We start from the raw sequence: 18,728 nt of genomic DNA, 5'->3' as shown, positions 1-18,728 counted from the left end.
AATACCCTCTATATAGAAGGAAGCAGTCAAATAACCCCCGCCGCCTTTAGAGCAACTATATTCGCCATGCCCAGCCCCAGTACTTCCTGAAGCACCTCGGCCGTATGCTCACCCAGCAGAGGAGGCGCGCTCCGATACTCCACAGGCGTCTTCGACAACCGTATTGGGCTGGCAACCTGGGGCACCATCCCTGCCAACGCATGAGGCAACTCCATCGCCAAGCCGCGCGCCTTGACCTGCGGATCATCAAACACCTGGGCTAGGTCATTGATCGGCCCACAAGGCACACCCACCCGCTCCAACTGCGATACCCACTCAGCCGTCGTCTTGAACACCGTAGCCTGGCGAATCAACGGAATCAGCTCCGCCCGATTGGCCACCCGCACCTTATTAGTAGAGAAGCGCGGATCATCCGCCCACTGTGGCCGCCCGGCCACTTCAGCAAACTTACGAAACTGCCCGTCATTACCCACCGTCAGGATGAAATCACCGTCGGCCGTGGGAAAGTCCTGATAAGGCACGATGTTCGGGTGAGCATTCCCCAGGCGCTTGGGCGACGCTCCTGTCGTCAGATAATTCATCGCTTGGTTCGCCAGGCATGCCACCTGCACGTCCAGTAACGCCATATCGATGTGCTGCCCACCACCGTCATGATCCCGATGAGCCAGTGCCGCCAAGATAGCAACGGTCGAGTAGAGCCCCGTCAGGATGTCAGTCAGCGCGACGCCCACTTTCACCGGCCCAGCCCCCTCATCACCCTCGGGGCGACCAGTCAGGCTCATAAGCCCGCCGAGCCCCTGGATCATGAAGTCATAACCCGCACGCGTAGCATATGGCCCCGTCTGACCGAAGCCAGTGATCGAGCAGTAGATCAACTCCGGGTTGATCTCCTTGAGCGACTCATAGTCCAGCCCATACGCAGCGAGACCACCCACCTTGAAGTTCTCGATCAGGATGTCTGACTTGGCCGCCAGCTCACGGACCAGCGCCTGCCCCTCCGGCCGCGTGAAATCGATAGTCACCGACTGCTTATTGCGATTGGCCGACAGGTAATAAGCCGCCTCACTGGTGTTCTCACCATAAGCATCCTTGAGGAATGGCGGCCCCCAGGCGCGCGTGTCATCACCACTGCCCGGCCGTTCAACCTTGATCACCTCAGCCCCAAGGTCCGCGAGGATCTGCCCGGACCAGGGGCCCGCCAGTACTCGCGATAAGTCCAGTACCCGCAGATGCGAAAGCGCGCCCATGCCGTGCTCCTATTAATAGAACGCCTGAAGACCGGTTTGCGCGCGCCCCAGAATCAACGCATGCACGTCATGAGTACCTTCATAGGTATTCACCACCTCCAGGTTGACCAGATGACGTGCCACCCCGAACTCGTCGGAAATACCGTTGCCACCCAGCATGTCACGCGCCATGCGTGCGATATCCAGGGACTTGCCACACGAGTTGCGCTTCATGATCGACGTGATTTCAACCGCCGCCGTACCTTCGTCCTTCATCCGCCCCAAACGCAGGCAACCTTGCAGGGCCAGGGTGATCTCAGTCTGCATATCGGCCAGCTTCTTCTGGATCAACTGGGTCGCCGCCAATGGGCGCCCGAATTGATGGCGATCAAGCGTGTATTGGCGAGCGGTATGCCAGCAGAACTCGGCGGCCCCCAACGCCCCCCAGGAGATGCCATAGCGCGCCGAGTTAAGGCAGGTGAAGGGCCCCTTCAAACCGCGCACATCCGGAAAGATGTTCTCTTCCGGAACAAACACGTTATCCATGACGATTTCACCGGTGATGGAGGCGCGCAGCCCGACCTTGCCATGAATCGCCGGAGCGCTCAGGCCCTTCCAGCCTTTCTCCAGGACAAACCCACGAATATCGCCAGCATCGTCCTTACCCCAGACCACAAACACATCCGCGATCGGACTATTGGTGATCCACATCTTCGCGCCCGTCAGGCTATAACCCCCCTCGACCTTGCGAGCACGAGTGATCATCGCACCCGGATCGGAGCCATGATTGGGCTCAGTCAAGCCGAAACAACCGATCCATTCGCCAGAAGCCAGCTTCGGCAGGTACTTCTGTTTCTGTGCCTCAGTGCCGAACTCGTTGATCGGCACCATGACCAGTGACGACTGCACACTCATCATCGAGCGATAGCCGGAGTCGACACGCTCCACTTCGCGCGCGATCAACCCATAGCTGACGTAATTCAAGCCGCTGCCACCGTACTGCTCAGGGATCATCGCACCGAGCAAACCGGTCTCGCCCATCTCGCGAAAAATAGCAGGGTCGGTCTTTTCATGGCGAAAGGCTTCGAGCACACGCGGGGCCAACTTGTCTTGGGCGAACTGCTCAGCACTGTCGCGCACCATGCGCTCTTCTTCGGTGAGCTGTTGATCGAGCAGCAGTGGATCGATCCAGTTGAAGCTTGCCTTGCCAGCCATGAATAAGTCCTCGCGGAAAGAATCGGAAGTCGTGGAAGCAGCCTAGGCCCGACACGCGCAGAGGGCAAACGAGGTTTCCGCATAGGGTTGTGCTAATTTCTCACTTCGAAGTAGCCGAGAAAGGCGCATATGCGCTTTAGTAAGTGAGGACACGGTATATGCGCAGAAAAATTCCCAGCACCACCGCCCTTGTCAGTTTTGAAGCGGCAGCCCGCCACGAGAGCTTTACCAAGGCGGCGCAGGAGCTTTCGATCACGCAAGGTGCCATCTGTCGACAGATCGCCAGCCTTGAAGAGTTTTTAAGTGTCGAGCTGTTTCGCCGCTCACGGCGTGGGGTAAAGCTTACAGAAGCGGGGCTGTCCTACAGTCGTCGCGTGGCCACGCAATTGGATGCGGTGGAACGCGATACGCTTTCCGTCATGGGTCAGCAGGGCGCTAACACCATCGAACTGGCCGTGGTCCCGACATTCGGTACTCAATGGCTGATTCCTCGCCTCAAGGACTTCCAACGCCAGCACCCCGAAGTCACCGTTAACCTCACGAACCGAACACGGCCCTTCCTGTTTGCCGACACTGAATTCGACGCCGCGATCTACTTCGGCGATGCCGACTGGTCCGGCACAGAATCCCACCGACTGATGGGGGAAAACCCTGTCCCAGTGTGCAGCCCTCGGCTATTGGGTAGCCGCACGCGGTTCAGTCCCCAGGAGATCGCAGAACTGCCGCTTCTGCAGCAGACCACACGCCCCTACGCGTGGCGCCAATGGTTCAACGCCCAACAACTGAACATACCCCGCGACATGACAGGCCCCCGATACGAGCTATTCTCGATGTTGTCCCAGGCCGCCATGCACGATATGGGGATCGCGCTGATTCCACCGTTCCTCATCCAGCGCGAGCTTGAGGAGGGACAATTGCTGATCGCCAGCCCAGAGGCGCTGAGCAGCTCAAAGGCTTATTACCTGATGATTCCTGACAAAAAGGTTGAATCTGCCTCATTGCACGCCTTCAGGGATTGGCTTATCGACCAGTCCCAGCGCTACAGCCCCAGCATTTAAAGGCCACAACCGTATTACTGACTTTGTAGTCAGTAACTTTTTAATCCTACAGATATACGTATATGTCGCATTTCAGCAGACTGTATCTGTCAGTCCAAGAAAAGGCTCAAAGCCATGATCTACCTGGCTTATAGCGACTGTCAAAAGCCAATAGCCGACTATTCACACCGGCGATGGCAAAAGAGTGCAAAACTGCCTGCAGCCCTTTAAGCCCATGTATTTGAAGAGGTTATTTCAGGGTATTGCGACAATCAGTCACAGGGTGACTTGTAGTTAATTTTTCGTCACCCGTCATAATCCCTTGAAGGCCGTAAAGTTCGCCTGCAAAATGCCGCGCCCCGCTGTCATTTCAGCGGGATCGTGCTGATCGGCCGCCCCAGTTGCGCCACTCGCGGTGCACTGGCCTTTTTACAAAAAGATCAAAAGCAAAAAGATCATGCAGGAGATTTGACGTGCACATTGGTGTTCCTCTCGAAACCCAGACCGGTGAAACGCGGGTGGCTGCCACCCCGGAAACCATCAAGAAGCTGATCGGCCAGGGCCATAAGGTCACTGTACAAAGCGGGGCAGGCCTAAAGGCCAGCGTCGTGGACAATGCCTATGAAGCGGCAGGCGCAACCATTGGCAGTGCCAACGATGCGTTTGGCGCCGAGCTGATTCTCAAGGTGGTGGCCCCCAGCGACAGCGAGCTGGCGCTGATCAAAAGCGGCACCGTGTTGGTGGGCATGCTCAATCCGTTCAGCAATGAAACCATTGCCAAGCTCGCCGAACGCGGCATCACGGCCTTTGCCCTTGAAGCAGCGCCACGCACCTCACGGGCCCAGAGCCTCGACGTGCTGTCATCCCAGGCCAACATCGCCGGCTATAAAGCCGTGTTGCTGGCTGCGCATCATTACCCGCGCTTCATGCCGATGCTGATGACGGCCGCAGGCACCGTGAAAGCCGCGCGCGTACTGATCCTGGGCGCCGGTGTCGCAGGCCTGCAAGCCATTGCCACAGCGAAACGCCTGGGTGCAGTGATCGAAGCGTCTGACGTGCGCCCGGCCGTTAAAGAGCAGATCGAATCCCTGGGTGCCAAATTCGTCGACGTGCCTTACGAAACCGATGAAGAACGCGAATGCGCCGTCGGGGTCGGTGGCTATGCACGTCCAATGCCGACCAGCTGGATGCAGCGCCAGGCCCTGGCCGTGCACGAGCGCGCCAAGCAGGCCGACATCGTCATTACCACCGCCCTGATCCCCGGCCGAAAAGCGCCGACCCTGCTCAGCGCCGAAACCGTCGCACAGATGAAGCCCGGCTCAGTGGTCATCGACCTCGCCGCCGCCCAAGGCGGCAACTGCCCGCTGACCGTCGCCGACCAGGTGGTGGTGGAAAATGGCGTGATCATCTGCGGCCCGACCAACCTGGCCGGTGCCGTCGCTGCCGACGCCTCAGCTTTGTATGCGCGCAACCTGCTGGACTTCCTGAAACTGGTCTTCACCAAGGAAGGGCAGTTTGAAATCAACCTCGAAGACGACATCGTCGCTGCGTGCCTGATGTGCCGCGACGGCCAAGTCATCCGCAAAAACGCCTAAGCAGGGATTCAGACGATGGAAGAGCTTATCTCCCCCGGTATCTACAACCTGATCATCTTTGTGCTGGCGATTTATGTCGGTTACCACGTGGTCTGGAACGTAACGCCCGCGCTGCACACGCCATTGATGGCGGTGACCAACGCCATTTCCGCGATCGTGATCGTCGGCGCCATGCTCGCCGCAGCCCTCACCGTCACTCCACTGGGCAAGACCATGGGCACGCTGGCCGTGGCACTGGCAGCAGTGAACGTATTCGGTGGCTTCCTGGTCACCCGCCGCATGCTTGAGATGTTCAAGAAGAAAGCCCCGAAAGCAAAAGAAGAGGCGCCGAAGTAATGAGCATGAATCTGGTAACGACGCTCTACCTGATCGCGTCGATCTGCTTCATCCAGGCCCTCAAAGGCCTGTCACATCCGACCACGTCGCGGCGCGGCAACCTGTTCGGGATGCTCGGCATGGCGCTGGCGGTACTTACCACAGTGGGCCTCATCTATAAGCTGGGCGCTGAGCTCGCCACCGCCGGCATCGGCTATGTGATCGTCGGCCTGCTGATCGGCGGCACCGCCGGTTCGATCATGGCCAAGCGCGTAGAAATGACCAAGATGCCGGAGCTGGTGGCGTTCATGCACAGCATGATCGGTCTGGCCGCCGTGTTTATTGCGATTGCCGCGGTGGTCGAGCCGCAATCCCTGGGCATCGTCAAACACCTGGGCGACTCGATTCCAGCCGGTAACCGCCTGGAGCTGTTTCTCGGCGCGGCCATCGGCGCAATTACGTTCTCCGGCTCGGTGATCGCGTTCGGCAAGCTGTCGGGCAAGTACAAGTTCCGTCTGTTCCAAGGCGCACCGGTACAGTTCGGCGGCCAGCACAAGCTGAACTTGGTGCTCGGCCTCGCAACACTTGGCCTCGGCCTGGCGTTCATGTTCACCGGCAACCTCACCGCCTTTGCCCTGATGCTGGCCCTGGCCTTCGTGCTTGGCGTGCTGATCATCATCCCGATCGGCGGCGCGGACATGCCGGTGGTGGTGTCGATGCTCAACAGCTACTCCGGCTGGGCAGCGGCGGGCATCGGCTTCTCGCTGAACAACTCGATGCTGATCATCGCCGGCTCCCTGGTGGGCTCCAGCGGCGCAATCCTCTCGTACATTATGTGCAAGGCGATGAACCGTTCCTTCTTTAACGTACTGCTCGGCGGTTTCGGCAATGCGCCGGATGCCAGCGCGGCGGCGGGCTCGAAAGAAGCGCGCCCGGTGAAATCCGGTTCGGCCGACGACGCGACCTTCCTGCTGACCAACGCCGACACCGTGATCATTGTGCCGGGCTATGGCCTGGCAGTGGCGCGAGCGCAACACGCACTCAAGGAACTGACCGAGAAGCTGACTCATCGCGGCGTCACCGTGAAATACGCGATTCACCCAGTGGCGGGCCGTATGCCAGGGCACATGAACGTACTGCTCGCCGAGGCGGAGGTGCCTTACGACCAAGTGTTCGAAATGGAAGACATCAACTCCGAGTTCGGCCAGGCCGATGTGGTGCTGGTGCTTGGCGCGAACGACGTGGTCAACCCGGCCGCCAAAAACGACCCGAACTCACCGATTGCCGGCATGCCGATCCTCGAGGCGTTCAAGGCCAAAACCATCATCGTCAATAAGCGCTCGATGGCCAGCGGTTATGCCGGTTTGGATAACGAGCTGTTCTATCTGGACAAGACCATGATGGTCTTCGGAGATGCCAAGAAGGTCATTGAAGACATGGTCAAAGCCGTCGAGTAACACTGCTTCAGCGCAATACTCGAAACCCCGGCCTCTTGTAGGCTGGGGTTTTTTATTACTGCATGAAACCCGACCAAAGGCTCTAAATCGCTACCTGGCATTCGACCATGGTAGCGGGCCGATTTTTTTTGAAATCACTAAACTGCGCACCTTGCTTCCGTAGCCCGAGATAAGAATCCATGTACCGTGATCGCATCCGCTTGCCTTCGTTGTTGAACAAGGTCATGAGCGCGGCAGACGCCGCCGCACTGATCGAAGACGGCATGACCGTCGGCATGAGCGGCTTCACCCGTGCCGGTGAAGCCAAGGCCGTCCCCCACGCCTTGGCCGAGCGCGCCAAGACTTCTCCGCTGAAAATCACCCTGATGACCGGCGCCAGCCTGGGCAATGACCTGGATAAGCAATTGACCGAAGCCGGCGTGCTGTCCCGACGCATGCCGTTTCAGGTCGACAGTACCTTGCGCAAAGCGATCAACGCCGGCGAAGTGATGTTTATCGACCAGCACTTGTCGGAAACCGTCGAGCAATTGCGTAACAACCAACTCAAGCTGCCTGACATTGCAGTGATTGAAGCGGTCGCAATCACGGAACAGGGGCATATTGTGCCCACCACGTCTGTGGGTAACTCGGCCAGCTTCGCGATTTTCGCCAAGCAGGTGATTGTCGAGATCAACATGGCGCACAACCCCAACCTGGAAGGGCTGCACGACATCTATATCCCGACCTACCGGCCGACGCGCACGCCGATCCCGTTGGTGAAAGTCGATGATCGCATTGGCAGCACCGCCATCCCGATCCCACCGGAAAAAATCGTCGCCATCGTGATCACCAACCAGGCTGACTCGGCCTCTACCGTGACGCCGCCCGACAGCGACACACAAGGCATCGCCAATCACCTGATCAACTTCCTCAAACAGGAAGTCGATGCGGGACGCATGACCAACAAGCTCGGCCCGCTGCAGGCAGGGATCGGCAACATCGCCAACGCAGTGATGTGCGGATTGATCGACTCGCCGTTCGAAGACCTCACCATGTATTCGGAAGTGTTGCAGGACTCGACCTTCGACCTGATCGATGCAGGCAAATTGAGCTTCGCTTCGGGCAGCTCGATCACGTTGTCAGAGCGACGCAATGCCGATGTGTTCGGCAACCTGGAACACTACAAAGACAAGCTGGTACTGCGCCCGCAGGAAATCTCCAATCACCCTGAGGTGGTGCGTCGGTTGGGCATCATCGGTATCAACACCGCACTGGAGTTCGACATCTACGGCAACGTCAATTCCACCCATATCTGCGGCACGCGCATGATGAACGGCATTGGCGGCTCCGGGGATTTCGCGCGCAACGCGCACTTGGCGATCTTCGTGACCAAGTCGATTGCCAAGGGCGGGGCAATTTCCAGCGTAGTGCCGATGGTCAGTCATGTGGACCACACCGAGCATGACGTCGACATCCTGGTGACCGAAGTCGGGCTGGCTGACCTGCGTGGCCTGGCGCCACGGGAACGAGCGCGGGTGATCATCGACAACTGTGTGCACCCGGCGTACCGCGATGCGCTGAACAGTTACTTCGATGCTGCCTGCGCGATCGGCGGGCATACCCCGCACATCCTGCGCGAAGCACTGAGCTGGCACATTAACCTGGAAGAAACCGGGCACATGCTCAAGGCCTGATTGATACAGATCCGAGCTGATGCAAATACAGTTTCATCAGCTCGGCCTTGTCGCTACCACTTCTTGAAAAAACTGTACTGCTGTACCGGTCATTTCCTACCGAAATATCCCACACCCCTCATCGAAAATGGCCATTTCGCACCACTTAAGTGCAGACAAGTACAGTTGCCCTATTTTCGTACAGTACAGCGTCTATAAACAGTTAACTGGCCCCTCACAATACAGGTGAACTGTATCTAGAGAGTCTTGCGCCGGGAGAGGATCATTGGCATCAGTTAAACCACTACCTAATCCCGCCACAAGCGGAAGGATGTCATCATGGAACGTACACTCAGTTCCGAACTGTTCTTTGAAGAAAAAGCTGTAAACACCCAGGCTTCCCTGCCTCTGCGCGTTATCGCCAACCTGATGTTGTGGCAGCGCCGCATCTCCAGCCGCCACCAACTGGCTCGCCTGGATTCGCGTCTGCTGGCTGACGCAGGCATCAGCGAAGCTCAACGCTACGAAGAGCTGAGCAAGCCGTTCTGGCGCTGATTTAGCGCTCGCTGGCCCTGACCTGACGGGTCCACTGCCAGCAACCTGATTTGTCAAAACAGAGCCCGCCCCGGGAAACCGGAGGCGGGCTTTGTTGTTTCCGGGTTTGGGGTTTTGAGCGTAAAAACAGAAGCCGTTCTCAATCACAGGTACAGTTAATAAAACACAACAGTTAAGCAGTACAATTTAACTCTGGTGTATCTGTATCGGTCACCCCGCCCCATCCAACATGGTGATCCAAGACCTCATGAAAGGTACTCGCCATGGATACGACTTCCCCTCTTTATAAGCGGCTGCCACGCCAGGTGGCCTTTGCCTTCGTTAGATGGGCACGCCTGGCTTATGAACGGCGTCAACTGTCACAGCTTGATGCTCGGGAACTGTCAGACCTGGGCATCAGCCATGGCGACCGAATCGCCGAGCTGTCCAAGCCGTTCTGGCGTGACTAGGCAGTCAAGAAGCTTCCCGAACGGATAAGCGGCGGCTTAATATCCAGCCACCACGTGGCGAACCGCGTTGTACAGGCGTCTGATCCCCAATGGCTGCCCTGCGCCACCTTATCCGTTCATCTACAGGAGTCTTCCCATGTCCCGTCTTCGCTTGCTGAGTGCTGCTGCCCTATTGGCCCTGACTGCCAACGCCAGCGCGACCAGCTTCATCGTGACCACCGACTCCATCGTCGGCGCGCTCAAGGCCACCTCCGACGCCAGCTCCGATGCCACTTCTTCGCTGCGCGACAACAAGGTCGTGCGTGCCGCTCGTGACGACGCTGCCAGCTTTGTCGCCAGCGAAGGTGCCATTCGTGGTGTGAAACTGGAGAGCGCCCTGGCACAGATCCGCCAACAAGCGCCGCAATTGAATACCGCGACTGACGCGCAACTGGCCCAAGCGATCCTGGCTATCTGATTCGGAGCACAAAGGGAGCGTCTGCCGCTCCCTGATACCGATGCACTGGCTCTCGCCTGGGCATTGCGCTAGCCTTGGCGCTCGCTTTCAGTTGTTGAGTCCCATGGCTTTTTCATACCGCCTTTTAATAGTCCCTGTGGTGTTTTTCTGCGGCTGGTCACCATGGGCTTCGGCCTTTGACCTCACCACCCAGAGCACGGTCGTGAGCGCGTATGCCACCAGCAAGGTGACCTCCGCACCCTTCGACAAAAAAGTGATAATGGCCGCGCGGGATGACGCTGCCGCGTTTATCGCCACTGACGGCGAATGGCGGGGCGCACGGCTGGAGTCAGCGCTGGATTATCTGCGCCGCAGCCAACCAAAACTTAACGCCAGCGACCTTGAACTGGCGCAAGCAATTCTCGTCCAATAATCATCTTTGTATTCCATCTTTGTATTCGGAGTAATTCCATGCGTAGCCCGCTGATCGCCGCCACCCTTGGCCTGCTGTTGTTGGCCGACGTTGCCCAGGCGCATACCTTGGTGGCCACCAGTAACATCATTGTTCGCGCCTCAGGCCGCACCATTGATTTCACTTCGGACACCACCACCTCCATCCGCGACTCCAAAGTGGTGCGCGAAGCCCACGATGACGCCGCCAGTTTCGTCGCTACCAACGGCGAGATCCGTGGCGCGCACTTGGAAGCGGCCTTCGACACCCTGCGCACACGCCTGCCGGAAGCCCGCGACGCCAGTGACCAGACCCTCGCAGAAGCTATCCTCGCACTGTGAGGCGAATTGCCGCCTGGCTCCTGGCCGGGACTGTGCTGCTGTGTGCCAGCGCAGCCCAGGCCAGCCTGCAACTGCGGCTCAAGACCGAGGGTCTGAGCCCGGCTGAACAGCAGGCCAGCCAGGCGTTGCTCGACGAAGCCATGCGCTCTTTACCGCCGCGCTTTATCGAGCAGTTGGACCGGCGCATCGATGTCGGCTGGACCGACAAAATGCCCGAGAATGCCTACGGGCAAGCCTCCCTCGTGTCCGAGCTGGACCTCAACCGTAACCTGCTCGCCAGCCTGACCGACGGCAGCGCCGCCACGCAGAAAACCAATCGCCCCCACGGCACCGTGCGTCGCGAAATGCTCGCCACGGTGCTGCACGAACTGACCCACATCTATGACCGTGCGCGCCTGTGGTCCAAAGAGGACCGCGCGCTGATCAATCGTTGCAGCCGCCAAAATAACCTCACCGGCCTGATCGGCCTGCCTGATCAATGCCGTGGCCAGAATGGCCGTCGCTTTACCCTCAGTGACGACCCGCGCCTGCTGGACCTTGCCGGCTGGCCGCAATACGTCGGCCGTCGCGGCGAGCGTGAGCAGCACAACCATCAGGTCGCCCGCAGCCCGGACATCTACGAAACCACCAGCCCGCTGGAATTCGTCGCGGTCAACATGGAGTACTTCCTCCTCGACCCCAGCTACGCCTGCCGGCGCCCGGCATTGTTCCGCTATTACCAGGAACACTTCGGCTGGGCCCCGCCGGAACAAGACACCTGCGCCAGCACCTACGCCTTCCTGAACGCCGGTAACGATTTCGCCAAGACGCCGCTGGGTCATGTGGACCCGGAGCGCGTCTACGAAATCGACTACCTGCTGGCCGAAGCCAACCAGAACCTGGTCAGCCGCTGGGGCCACAGCATGCTACGCCTGGTGATCTGTGCGCCGGGGCGTCCACGTGGGCCGGATTGTCGCCTGGACCTGGACCAGCATCTGGTGTTGTCCTACCGCGCGTTCGTCGGTGACGTACAGCTATCGAGCTGGGATGGCCTGGTCGGCAAGTACCCATCGCGGTTGTTTGTACTGCCGCTGGCGCAAGTGATTGACGAATACACCAAGACCGAATTGCGCGGCCTGGCTTCCGTACCGTTGAAGTTGACCCGCCAGGAAATCAACGACACCGTCGAGCACGCCGCCGAGATGCATTGGAGCTACGACGGCAACTACTTCTTCATCTCCAACAACTGCGCGGTGGAGAGCCTGAAACTGCTACGCAGCGGCAGCGCCAACCCGCAACTGACCGGCCTGGACAACATCACTCCCAACGGTCTGCTCGAAGTCCTGAACGCCCGCGGCCTGGCCGATACCAGCGTGCTGGATGACAAACGCCGGGCACTGCGCCTGGGTTATCACTTCGACTCCTTCCGCGAACGCTACCAGGCCATGTTCGATGTGCTGCGCAAACGCCTGCCGATCAAACAGACCCAGGTTGAAGACTGGCTGTCCCTCAGTGCAGAGGAGCGCCGCCAGTGGTTCGGCCAGGCCGATCTGCGCACCAGCGCCGCGCTGCTACTGCTTGAGCAGGCAAGCTTTCGCAAGCAGTTGATGCTGGCCCAGGACGAAGTCAAACAACGCTACCTCGGTGCCCGCGAGCTGAAAAACGGTGGCATGGAGAAAGCCAACGCCACGCTGCAGCAGATCCTCGCCAACAGCGGCTTCCTCAGTCGCCCGGCGGAGCTGCTGGGCAGCGGTGGTTATGGCCTGCCGCAACCTTCGGAAGCAAAGCGTCTTGAATCGGAAAGCGCCGAGCGCCAGAAGCAGCTGCAATCCCTGACCGGCGAATTGGATAAAGAGGTGAGGGCGCTGCTGGATCCTTCCCGCTCCGCCGAAATTGCCGCCTGCGAAGCCAACCTCAAACTGGTGGGCGAGCATTTGCGGACGTTGCACAAAGCAGCGGGCGGTCTGGAACTACCCTAAAAACCTCAAGCCAAACACAGACAAATGTGGGAGGGGGCTTGCCCCCGATTGCAGAGTGCCAGTCACTGCATACACAGGCTGACACACCGTTAACGGGGGCAAGCCCCCTCCCACATTTTGATCTACATAAAACCAGAGACTGCGTGCATTCCCTTCGTCACCTGTTTTTCCGGCGAAAGCTGGCTGAAAGCTTACCCGTCTAGGATCGCCTCCACTGCCGGCAACAGACCGGCTGTTAACAACAACAATGGTGATTCCCGATGTCCGTCCGTACCCGCCTGTTCGCCCCCACTCCACCCGTACGCCTCGTGCCTTTCGTTCTGCGCTGACCCCACCCGGTTCGCCATTCCCTAGCCGCGCTACGCCTGGAGTATTCCTATGCTGACTTTCCTTGGCTTTGCCATGGTCATCACTTTCATGTTCCTGATCATGACCAAGCGCCTGTCCGCGCTGATCGCCCTGATCATCGTGCCGATCCTGTTTGCGCTGTTCGGCGGTTTCGCCCCGAAGATCGGCCCGATGATGCTCGAAGGCATCACCAAGCTCGCGCCGACCGGCGTGATGCTGATGTTCGCCATTCTGTACTTTGCCCTGATGATCGACTCCGGCCTGTTCGACCCGGCCGTGCGCAAGATCCTCAAGATGGTCAAGGGCGACCCGCTGAAGGTCTCCGTCGGTACCGCCGTGCTGGCCCTGGTCGTGTCCCTCGACGGTGATGGCGCTACCACTTACATGATCTGCGTGGCCGCGATGCTGCCGCTGTACCAGCGCATCGGCATGAGCCCGCGGATCATGGCAGGCTTGATCATCCTCGCCGGTGGCGTGATGAACATGACCCCTTGGGGCGGCCCGACCGCCCGTGCCGCCAGTGCGCTGCATGTGGACCCATCGGATATTTTCGTACCGATGATCCCGGCGATGGCCGCCGGCGTGCTGGCGATCCTGGTGATTGCCTACATGTACGGCAAACGCGAACGTGCGCGCCTGGGTGAACTGCACCTGCAAGGCGATGAGATCGACCACAGCGAAATCAGCGTGTCGCAATACCCCGACGCTCGTCGTCCCAAGCTGATCTGGTTCAACGGCGCGCTGACCCTGGCCCTGATGTGCACCCTGATCGCCGGTCTGTTGCCGTTGCCGGTGCTGTTCATGGTGGCATTCAGTATCGCGATGATCGTCAATTACCCTTGCCTGCAACAGCAGAAAGACCGCGTCGCCGCCCACGCCGGCAGCGTACTGGCGGTGGTGGGGCTGATCTTCGCCGCGGGTATCTTCACCGGCATCCTGTCCGGTACCGGCATGGTCGACGCCATGTCCAAGAGCCTGCTGGCGGTCATCCCGGAGGCCATGGGCCCGTACCTGGCCGTGATCACCGCACTGGTGAGCATGCCGTTTACCTTCTTCATGTCCAACGACGCGTTCTACTATGGCGTTCTGCCAGTGCTCGCCGAAGCCGCCAGCCACTACGGCATCACCGCCGTGGAAATGGCCCGCGCCTCCATCGTTGGCCAGCCTGTGCACTTGCTCAGCCCGCTGGTACCGTCGACCTACCTGCTGGTAGCCCTGGCCGGTATCGAATTTGGCGATCACCAGCGCTTCACCCTGAAGTGGGCAGTACTGGTGTGCCTGTGCATAATGTTCGCCGCATTGCTGATGGGGATTTTTCCGCTGTTCAGCACTCTATAATCGTACCGACTCACTCACCGCGCGGCGCTGCAGCTTGCGCGGTTTAACACTTGCTCAAAGGAATACACATGGAATGGCTGACCAATCCGGAAATCTGGATTGCCTTCTTCACCCTGACGGCCCTCGAGATCGTCCTGGGCATCGATAACATCATCATGATTTCGATCCTGGTCAGCCGCATGCCCAAGCATATGCAGGCGCGCACCCGGATCTTCGGCCTGGCCCTGGCCATGGTCACGCGCATCCTGTTGCTGCTGTCGATCACCTGGGTGATGCAACTGACCGCCGACCTGTTCGTGGTCTTCGGCCAAGGCATTTCCGGCCGCGACCTGATCCTGTTCTTCGGTGGCCTGTTCCTGCTGTGGAAAAGCTCCCAGGAGATGTACCACGCACTGGAAGGTGAAGACGAAACCCACGACGAGCCAGGCGGCAAGGGTGGTAAGTTCATCTACACCATCATCCAGATCGCAATCATCGACATCGTATTCTCCCTGGACTCGGTGATCACCGCTGTCGGCATGGTCTCCCACGTGCCGGTCATGGTCGCGGCGATTGTTGTTGCGGTACTGGTGATGATGCTGGCCGCAGGCACCATCAGCGAATTCATCGACAAGCACCCGTCGCTGAAGATGCTGGCCCTGTCGTTCCTGCTGGTGGTGGGTACCGTACTGATCGCCGAATCCTTCGATGTGCACGTGCCAAAAGGCTACGTTTACTTCGCCATGGCGTTCTCGCTGGCGGTGGAAGCGGTGAACATCAAGATGCGTACGGCCATCGCGAAAAAGCGCAAACAGCAGGATCCGGTGAAACTGCGCAAAGACATTCCGGGTCAATAAAGCTGACCCGCTGCTGAAAGGGGCTTTCGAGCCTAATGCCAGTCAGTTAAGACGTGGAAAGGGTAAAAAATAACCTGTGGCGAGGGAGCTTGCTCCCGTTTTGCCGCGAAGCGGCCCCAGCTCTTTGTTTCAAAAGACTGGGACTGCTGCGCAGTCCAACGGGAGCAAGCTCCCTCGCCACAGGTACGGTGCTCACCCTTAACTGACCGGCATTAGCTTTCGAGCCCCTTTTTCTCATCTGCAAAAAGCTGATTTCATGACAGTTTTGTTTCAATCCCCACTTTAGCTATGCGATGCTGGCGCAGAGCCCATTCGCCAACTACAGCTTAAGTAAAAGACGTAGAGCGGCACGCGGTAACTTTCCTTCGCTCATTTTAGAGCGCACCTACACGGGGGGCCGAGCATGCTGACCCTGCTCAATCTGCTTTCCGCCGTGACCCTGCTTATCTGGGGCACGCACATCGTCCGTACCGGCATCCTGCGGGTCTACGGTTCCAACTTGCGCCAAGTCATCGGGCAGAACATGTCCAAGCGCTGGCTGGCGTTTATCGCCGGTATCCTGGTGACCGCCATGGTGCAGAGCAGCAACGCCACGGCGATGCTGGTGACCTCCTTTGTCGGCCAGGGCCTGATGGGGCTGATGCCCGCCTTGGCGACCATGCTCGGTGCCGACGTCGGTACCGCGCTGATGGCGCGGGTGCTGACGTTTGACTTGTCCTGGCTGTCACCGCTGCTGATCTTTCTCGGGGTGATTTTCTTTCTGTCGCGCAAACAAACGCGGGCAGGGCAGTTGGGCAGGGTCGGCATCGGCCTCGGGCTGATCATCCTCGCCCTGCAATTGATCGTCGAAGCCGCCGGCCCCATCACCCACGCCCAAGGTGTGAAAGTGCTGTTCGCTTCGCTGACCGGCGACATTTTGCTCGACGCCCTGGTCGGCGCTTTGTTCGCGATGATTTCCTACTCCAGCCTGGCCGCCGTCCTGCTGACCGCCACCCTCGCCGGCGCCGGCGTGATCGGCTTGCACGTGGCGATCGGCCTGGTGATCGGCGCAAACATCGGCAGCGGCGTCCTGGCTTTCCTCAGCACGAGCATGCAAAACGCCGCCGGACGCCAAGTGGCGCTGGGCAGCTTGCTGTACAAGTTGATCGGCTTGCTGCTGATCATCCCGGTACTCGACCCGCTGGTGCTGTGGATGGACGGCTTGGACTACAGCGCCCAAGGCATGGTCATCACCTTCCACCTGCTCTATAACGTCAGCCGCTGCCTGATCCTGTTGCCGACCATCGGCCCGATGGCCCGGCTATGTGCCTGGTTGCTGCCCGAGCGCGAAGAAACCAATGGCAAGGCCAAACCACGCCACCTTGACCTGGCCGCCCTGGCCACACCGAGCCTGGCGCTGGCCAACGCCGCCCGTGAAACCCTGCGCCTGGGCGACCTGATCGACAATATGCTCACCGCCATGCAGGAAGTCCTGCGTGGCAAACAGACCGCCATCACCCAGGAAATGCGCAGCCTCAGCGATGACGTCGAGTCGCTCTACAGCGCGATCAAACTCTACCTGGCGCAGATGCCCCGCGAAGACCTCAGCGAGCACGACAGCCGCCGCTGGGCGGAAATCATCGAGCTTTCCATCAACCTCAAACTGGCCGGCGACCTGATCGAACGCATGCTGCGCAAAGTCCAGCAGCAAAAAACCTCACAGCGTCGCCAGTTCTCCGAAGTCGGCCTGGAAGAACTCACTGGCCTGCACAGCCAACTGATCGCCAATCTGCGCCTGGGCCTGTCGGTGTTCCTCAGCGCCGACCCGGAAAGCGCCCGCCAATTGCTGCGCGAAAAACGCCGTTTCCGCGCCCAGGAACGCCGCCTGGCCCACGCCCACGTCAGCCGGCTACAGCGCAAAATCGTGCAAAGCCTGGAGACCAGCTCCCTGCACCTGGAACTGATTGCCGACATGAAACGACTGAACTCGTTGTTTTGCAGCAGTGCTTATGTAGTCTTGGAAACGTCCGACACCGGCGCGCTCTCTGCCGAAGATATTGCCGACATCACACATTCGCCCTGAACGTACGATGGCCCGTGAAGTCAGTTAACACTGACCTCACTCGCCAGGAAGCTTGTTATGCGTCGCCTGTTGTTCGCTTGTCTGCTCATGGGCTCTGCCCACGTCTTCGCCTTTGACCGCCTGCAAGTCGAGGGCTACACCTTGCCCAACGGCCTGCAACTGTTGCTCAAACCGGGCACCGAGCGCGGGCATGTGGCGATCCGCCTGGTGGTGGGCGTGGGCCTGGATGACTTCAGCTGCGAAGACAAGGAATTGCCGCACCTGCTGGAACACCTGCTGTTCAGCGGCATCGACGGCGGCGGCGAAGGTGAGCTGGAAGACCGCATGCAAGCGCTGGGCGGCGAGTGGAACGCCTACACCAGCAACGCCGACACCACCTTTGTGATCGAGGCGCCCGCACAAAACCAGCGCAAAGTGCTGGACCTGTTGCTGGCGATCATCACCCGCACCGAACTGACCGACGCCAATATCAACGCCGCCAAGCAGGTCGTCGAACGTGAAGACGGCGGCCACTACTCACACTTGCAACGCCTGTTGGACCGCCAGGACCTGGGCCACACCGCCAGCAACCAATTGGCGGTCGAACTGGGACTCAAATGCGCCGAGCGCGCCGAGGTCGACCACCTGACCCGCGACCAGTTGGAGCACCTGCGCAAACACTGGTACGCGCCCAACAACATGACCCTGATCATCGTCGGCGACCTCGACAAGCTGCTGCCGGCCTATCTGGAGCGCACCTTCGGGCAACTCGACCCGGTTGACCCCACTGAACACCCAGCGCTGCCGGAGATCCAGCACGCCGCCGCCAGCCATCGCGAACTGATCCATGGCTGGGTCGGTGACAGCGCCAAGCTGCACTGGCTGTTCCCCGAGCCGGTGCTGGACGACCAGCATGATGAGACCTACGACCTGCTCAAGGATTACCTCGATTGGGCGCTGTACCGCCAACTGCGCCTCAAGCACGGTTTGTCCTACGGCCCCTGGAGCGAACGTGAAGTCCTCGGCGGCGTCGGCTTCCTCAGCCTGAATGCCGACCTTGAGCGCGAAAACCTCCCCGAAGCAGAGCAGGTTCTCCAGGACCTCAAGGCCCAACTGCTCAAGGATGGCCTCGATCCGGCGGTATTCGCTCGCTTGCAACAAGCCGCCATCGCGCGCCAGGCCTGGGCAGTGCAGGGCAACAGCGCGTTGGCCGACTACTACTGGAGCGCTTCCGGTGACTACAACAACGGCCACTTCGGCGACCCGGTCAAGCGCATCAAGGCGGTAAGCCTGGACCAGACCAACCAGGCCATGCGCCAAGTGTTCCAGCAGCCCGGCTATTGGCGTATCGAGAAACCGCTGCTCAGCTATGACGGCCTGAGTTGGATCGGTGCCGGCGTGCTCGGCTTGATCACCTTTGTGTTGATCGGCGTGCGGGTTTATCGCAAACGGTTTGCGTAATGAGGCACCGGACAACG

At 59.6% G+C, this 18,728-nt stretch carries 17 protein-coding genes; 15 read left to right on the top strand and 2 right to left on the bottom strand.

Features of this window, described 5'->3' with window-relative positions; translation table 11 throughout:
- Positions 1-26: 26 nt before the first annotated feature.
- Together ACI512_RS03685 and ACI512_RS03680 are read right to left on the bottom strand one after the other, a co-directional pair.
- Complete coding sequence (locus ACI512_RS03685) at positions 27-1,247, bottom strand: CaiB/BaiF CoA-transferase family protein (protein ID WP_236382022.1); 1,221 nt, start codon at positions 1,245-1,247, stop codon at positions 27-29.
- A gap of 12 nt (positions 1,248-1,259) precedes the next feature.
- On the bottom strand, positions 1,260-2,441 hold the full coding sequence (locus ACI512_RS03680; protein ID WP_003170842.1) for an acyl-CoA dehydrogenase: 1,182 nt from the start codon (positions 2,439-2,441) through the stop codon (positions 1,260-1,262).
- A 158-nt stretch (positions 2,442-2,599) separates the two neighbouring features.
- Here ACI512_RS03680 and ACI512_RS03675 point away from each other — a divergent pair, with 158 nt between their 5' ends.
- The 15 genes from ACI512_RS03675 (at position 2,600) to ACI512_RS03605 (ending at position 18,711) form a co-directional block, all read left to right on the top strand.
- Positions 2,600-3,499 carry a LysR family transcriptional regulator gene (locus ACI512_RS03675; RefSeq protein ID WP_046035894.1) on the top strand — a complete coding sequence of 300 codons (900 nt, stop codon included), beginning with the start codon at positions 2,600-2,602 and terminating at the stop codon, positions 3,497-3,499.
- A gap of 452 nt (positions 3,500-3,951) precedes the next feature.
- Positions 3,952-5,073 (top strand): Re/Si-specific NAD(P)(+) transhydrogenase subunit alpha, encoded by a 1,122-nt coding sequence (locus ACI512_RS03670; RefSeq protein WP_012721553.1) that lies wholly within the window; start codon positions 3,952-3,954, stop codon positions 5,071-5,073.
- 15 nt (positions 5,074-5,088) lie between these two features.
- Positions 5,089-5,409 carry an NAD(P) transhydrogenase subunit alpha gene (locus tag ACI512_RS03665; RefSeq protein ID WP_003220416.1) on the top strand — a complete coding sequence of 107 codons (321 nt, stop codon included), beginning with the start codon at positions 5,089-5,091 and terminating at the stop codon, positions 5,407-5,409.
- Positions 5,409-6,845 (top strand): NAD(P)(+) transhydrogenase (Re/Si-specific) subunit beta, encoded by a 1,437-nt coding sequence (locus ACI512_RS03660; protein WP_236382020.1) that lies wholly within the window; start codon positions 5,409-5,411, stop codon positions 6,843-6,845. The genes ACI512_RS03665 and ACI512_RS03660 overlap by 1 nt, the downstream gene beginning before the upstream one ends.
- Before the next feature lie 179 nt (positions 6,846-7,024).
- The gene (locus ACI512_RS03655) at positions 7,025-8,518 is read left to right on the top strand and encodes an acetyl-CoA hydrolase/transferase family protein (RefSeq protein ID WP_012721551.1); all 1,494 of its coding nucleotides are present in this window, start codon (positions 7,025-7,027) and stop codon (positions 8,516-8,518) included.
- A gap of 318 nt (positions 8,519-8,836) precedes the next feature.
- Positions 8,837-9,052, top strand: coding sequence for a DUF1127 domain-containing protein (locus tag ACI512_RS03650; RefSeq protein ID WP_012721550.1), 216 nt, complete (start codon positions 8,837-8,839; stop codon positions 9,050-9,052).
- A gap of 263 nt (positions 9,053-9,315) precedes the next feature.
- The gene (locus ACI512_RS03645; protein WP_064053123.1) at positions 9,316-9,501 is read left to right on the top strand and encodes a DUF1127 domain-containing protein; all 186 of its coding nucleotides are present in this window, start codon (positions 9,316-9,318) and stop codon (positions 9,499-9,501) included.
- Between the two features lie 136 nt (positions 9,502-9,637).
- A complete protein-coding gene (locus ACI512_RS03640) occupies positions 9,638-9,958 on the top strand; it encodes a DUF2388 domain-containing protein (RefSeq protein WP_012721548.1) in 321 nt (106 codons plus the stop codon).
- Positions 9,959-10,061: 103 nt separating this feature from the next.
- Positions 10,062-10,370: a DUF2388 domain-containing protein gene (locus tag ACI512_RS03635; protein WP_236382018.1), complete on the top strand. Its 309-nt coding sequence runs from the start codon at positions 10,062-10,064 to the stop codon at positions 10,368-10,370.
- A gap of 38 nt (positions 10,371-10,408) precedes the next feature.
- Complete coding sequence (locus ACI512_RS03630) at positions 10,409-10,729, top strand: DUF2388 domain-containing protein (protein ID WP_012721546.1); 321 nt, start codon at positions 10,409-10,411, stop codon at positions 10,727-10,729.
- The gene (locus ACI512_RS03625) at positions 10,726-12,687 is read left to right on the top strand and encodes a DUF4105 domain-containing protein (RefSeq protein WP_012721545.1); all 1,962 of its coding nucleotides are present in this window, start codon (positions 10,726-10,728) and stop codon (positions 12,685-12,687) included. The genes ACI512_RS03630 and ACI512_RS03625 overlap by 4 nt, the downstream gene beginning before the upstream one ends.
- 378 nt (positions 12,688-13,065) lie before the next feature.
- Positions 13,066-14,373: a CitMHS family transporter gene (locus tag ACI512_RS03620; protein ID WP_236382016.1), complete on the top strand. Its 1,308-nt coding sequence runs from the start codon at positions 13,066-13,068 to the stop codon at positions 14,371-14,373.
- Between the two features lie 68 nt (positions 14,374-14,441).
- Complete coding sequence (locus tag ACI512_RS03615; protein ID WP_064053126.1) at positions 14,442-15,209, top strand: TerC family protein; 768 nt, start codon at positions 14,442-14,444, stop codon at positions 15,207-15,209.
- A 403-nt stretch (positions 15,210-15,612) separates the two neighbouring features.
- The gene (locus ACI512_RS03610) at positions 15,613-17,271 is read left to right on the top strand and encodes a Na/Pi cotransporter family protein (protein WP_046035891.1); all 1,659 of its coding nucleotides are present in this window, start codon (positions 15,613-15,615) and stop codon (positions 17,269-17,271) included.
- A gap of 57 nt (positions 17,272-17,328) precedes the next feature.
- On the top strand, positions 17,329-18,711 hold the full coding sequence (locus ACI512_RS03605; protein WP_236380354.1) for a pitrilysin family protein: 1,383 nt from the start codon (positions 17,329-17,331) through the stop codon (positions 18,709-18,711).
- The last annotated feature ends 17 nt before the right edge of the window (positions 18,712-18,728 follow it).

The sequence above is a fragment of the Pseudomonas petroselini genome (genome assembly GCF_045037875.1).
Taxonomy (GTDB): domain Bacteria; phylum Pseudomonadota; class Gammaproteobacteria; order Pseudomonadales; family Pseudomonadaceae; genus Aquipseudomonas; species Aquipseudomonas petroselini.
Note: the sequence above shows the minus strand (reverse complement) of the source record. Positions and strands in the feature narration are given on the sequence as shown.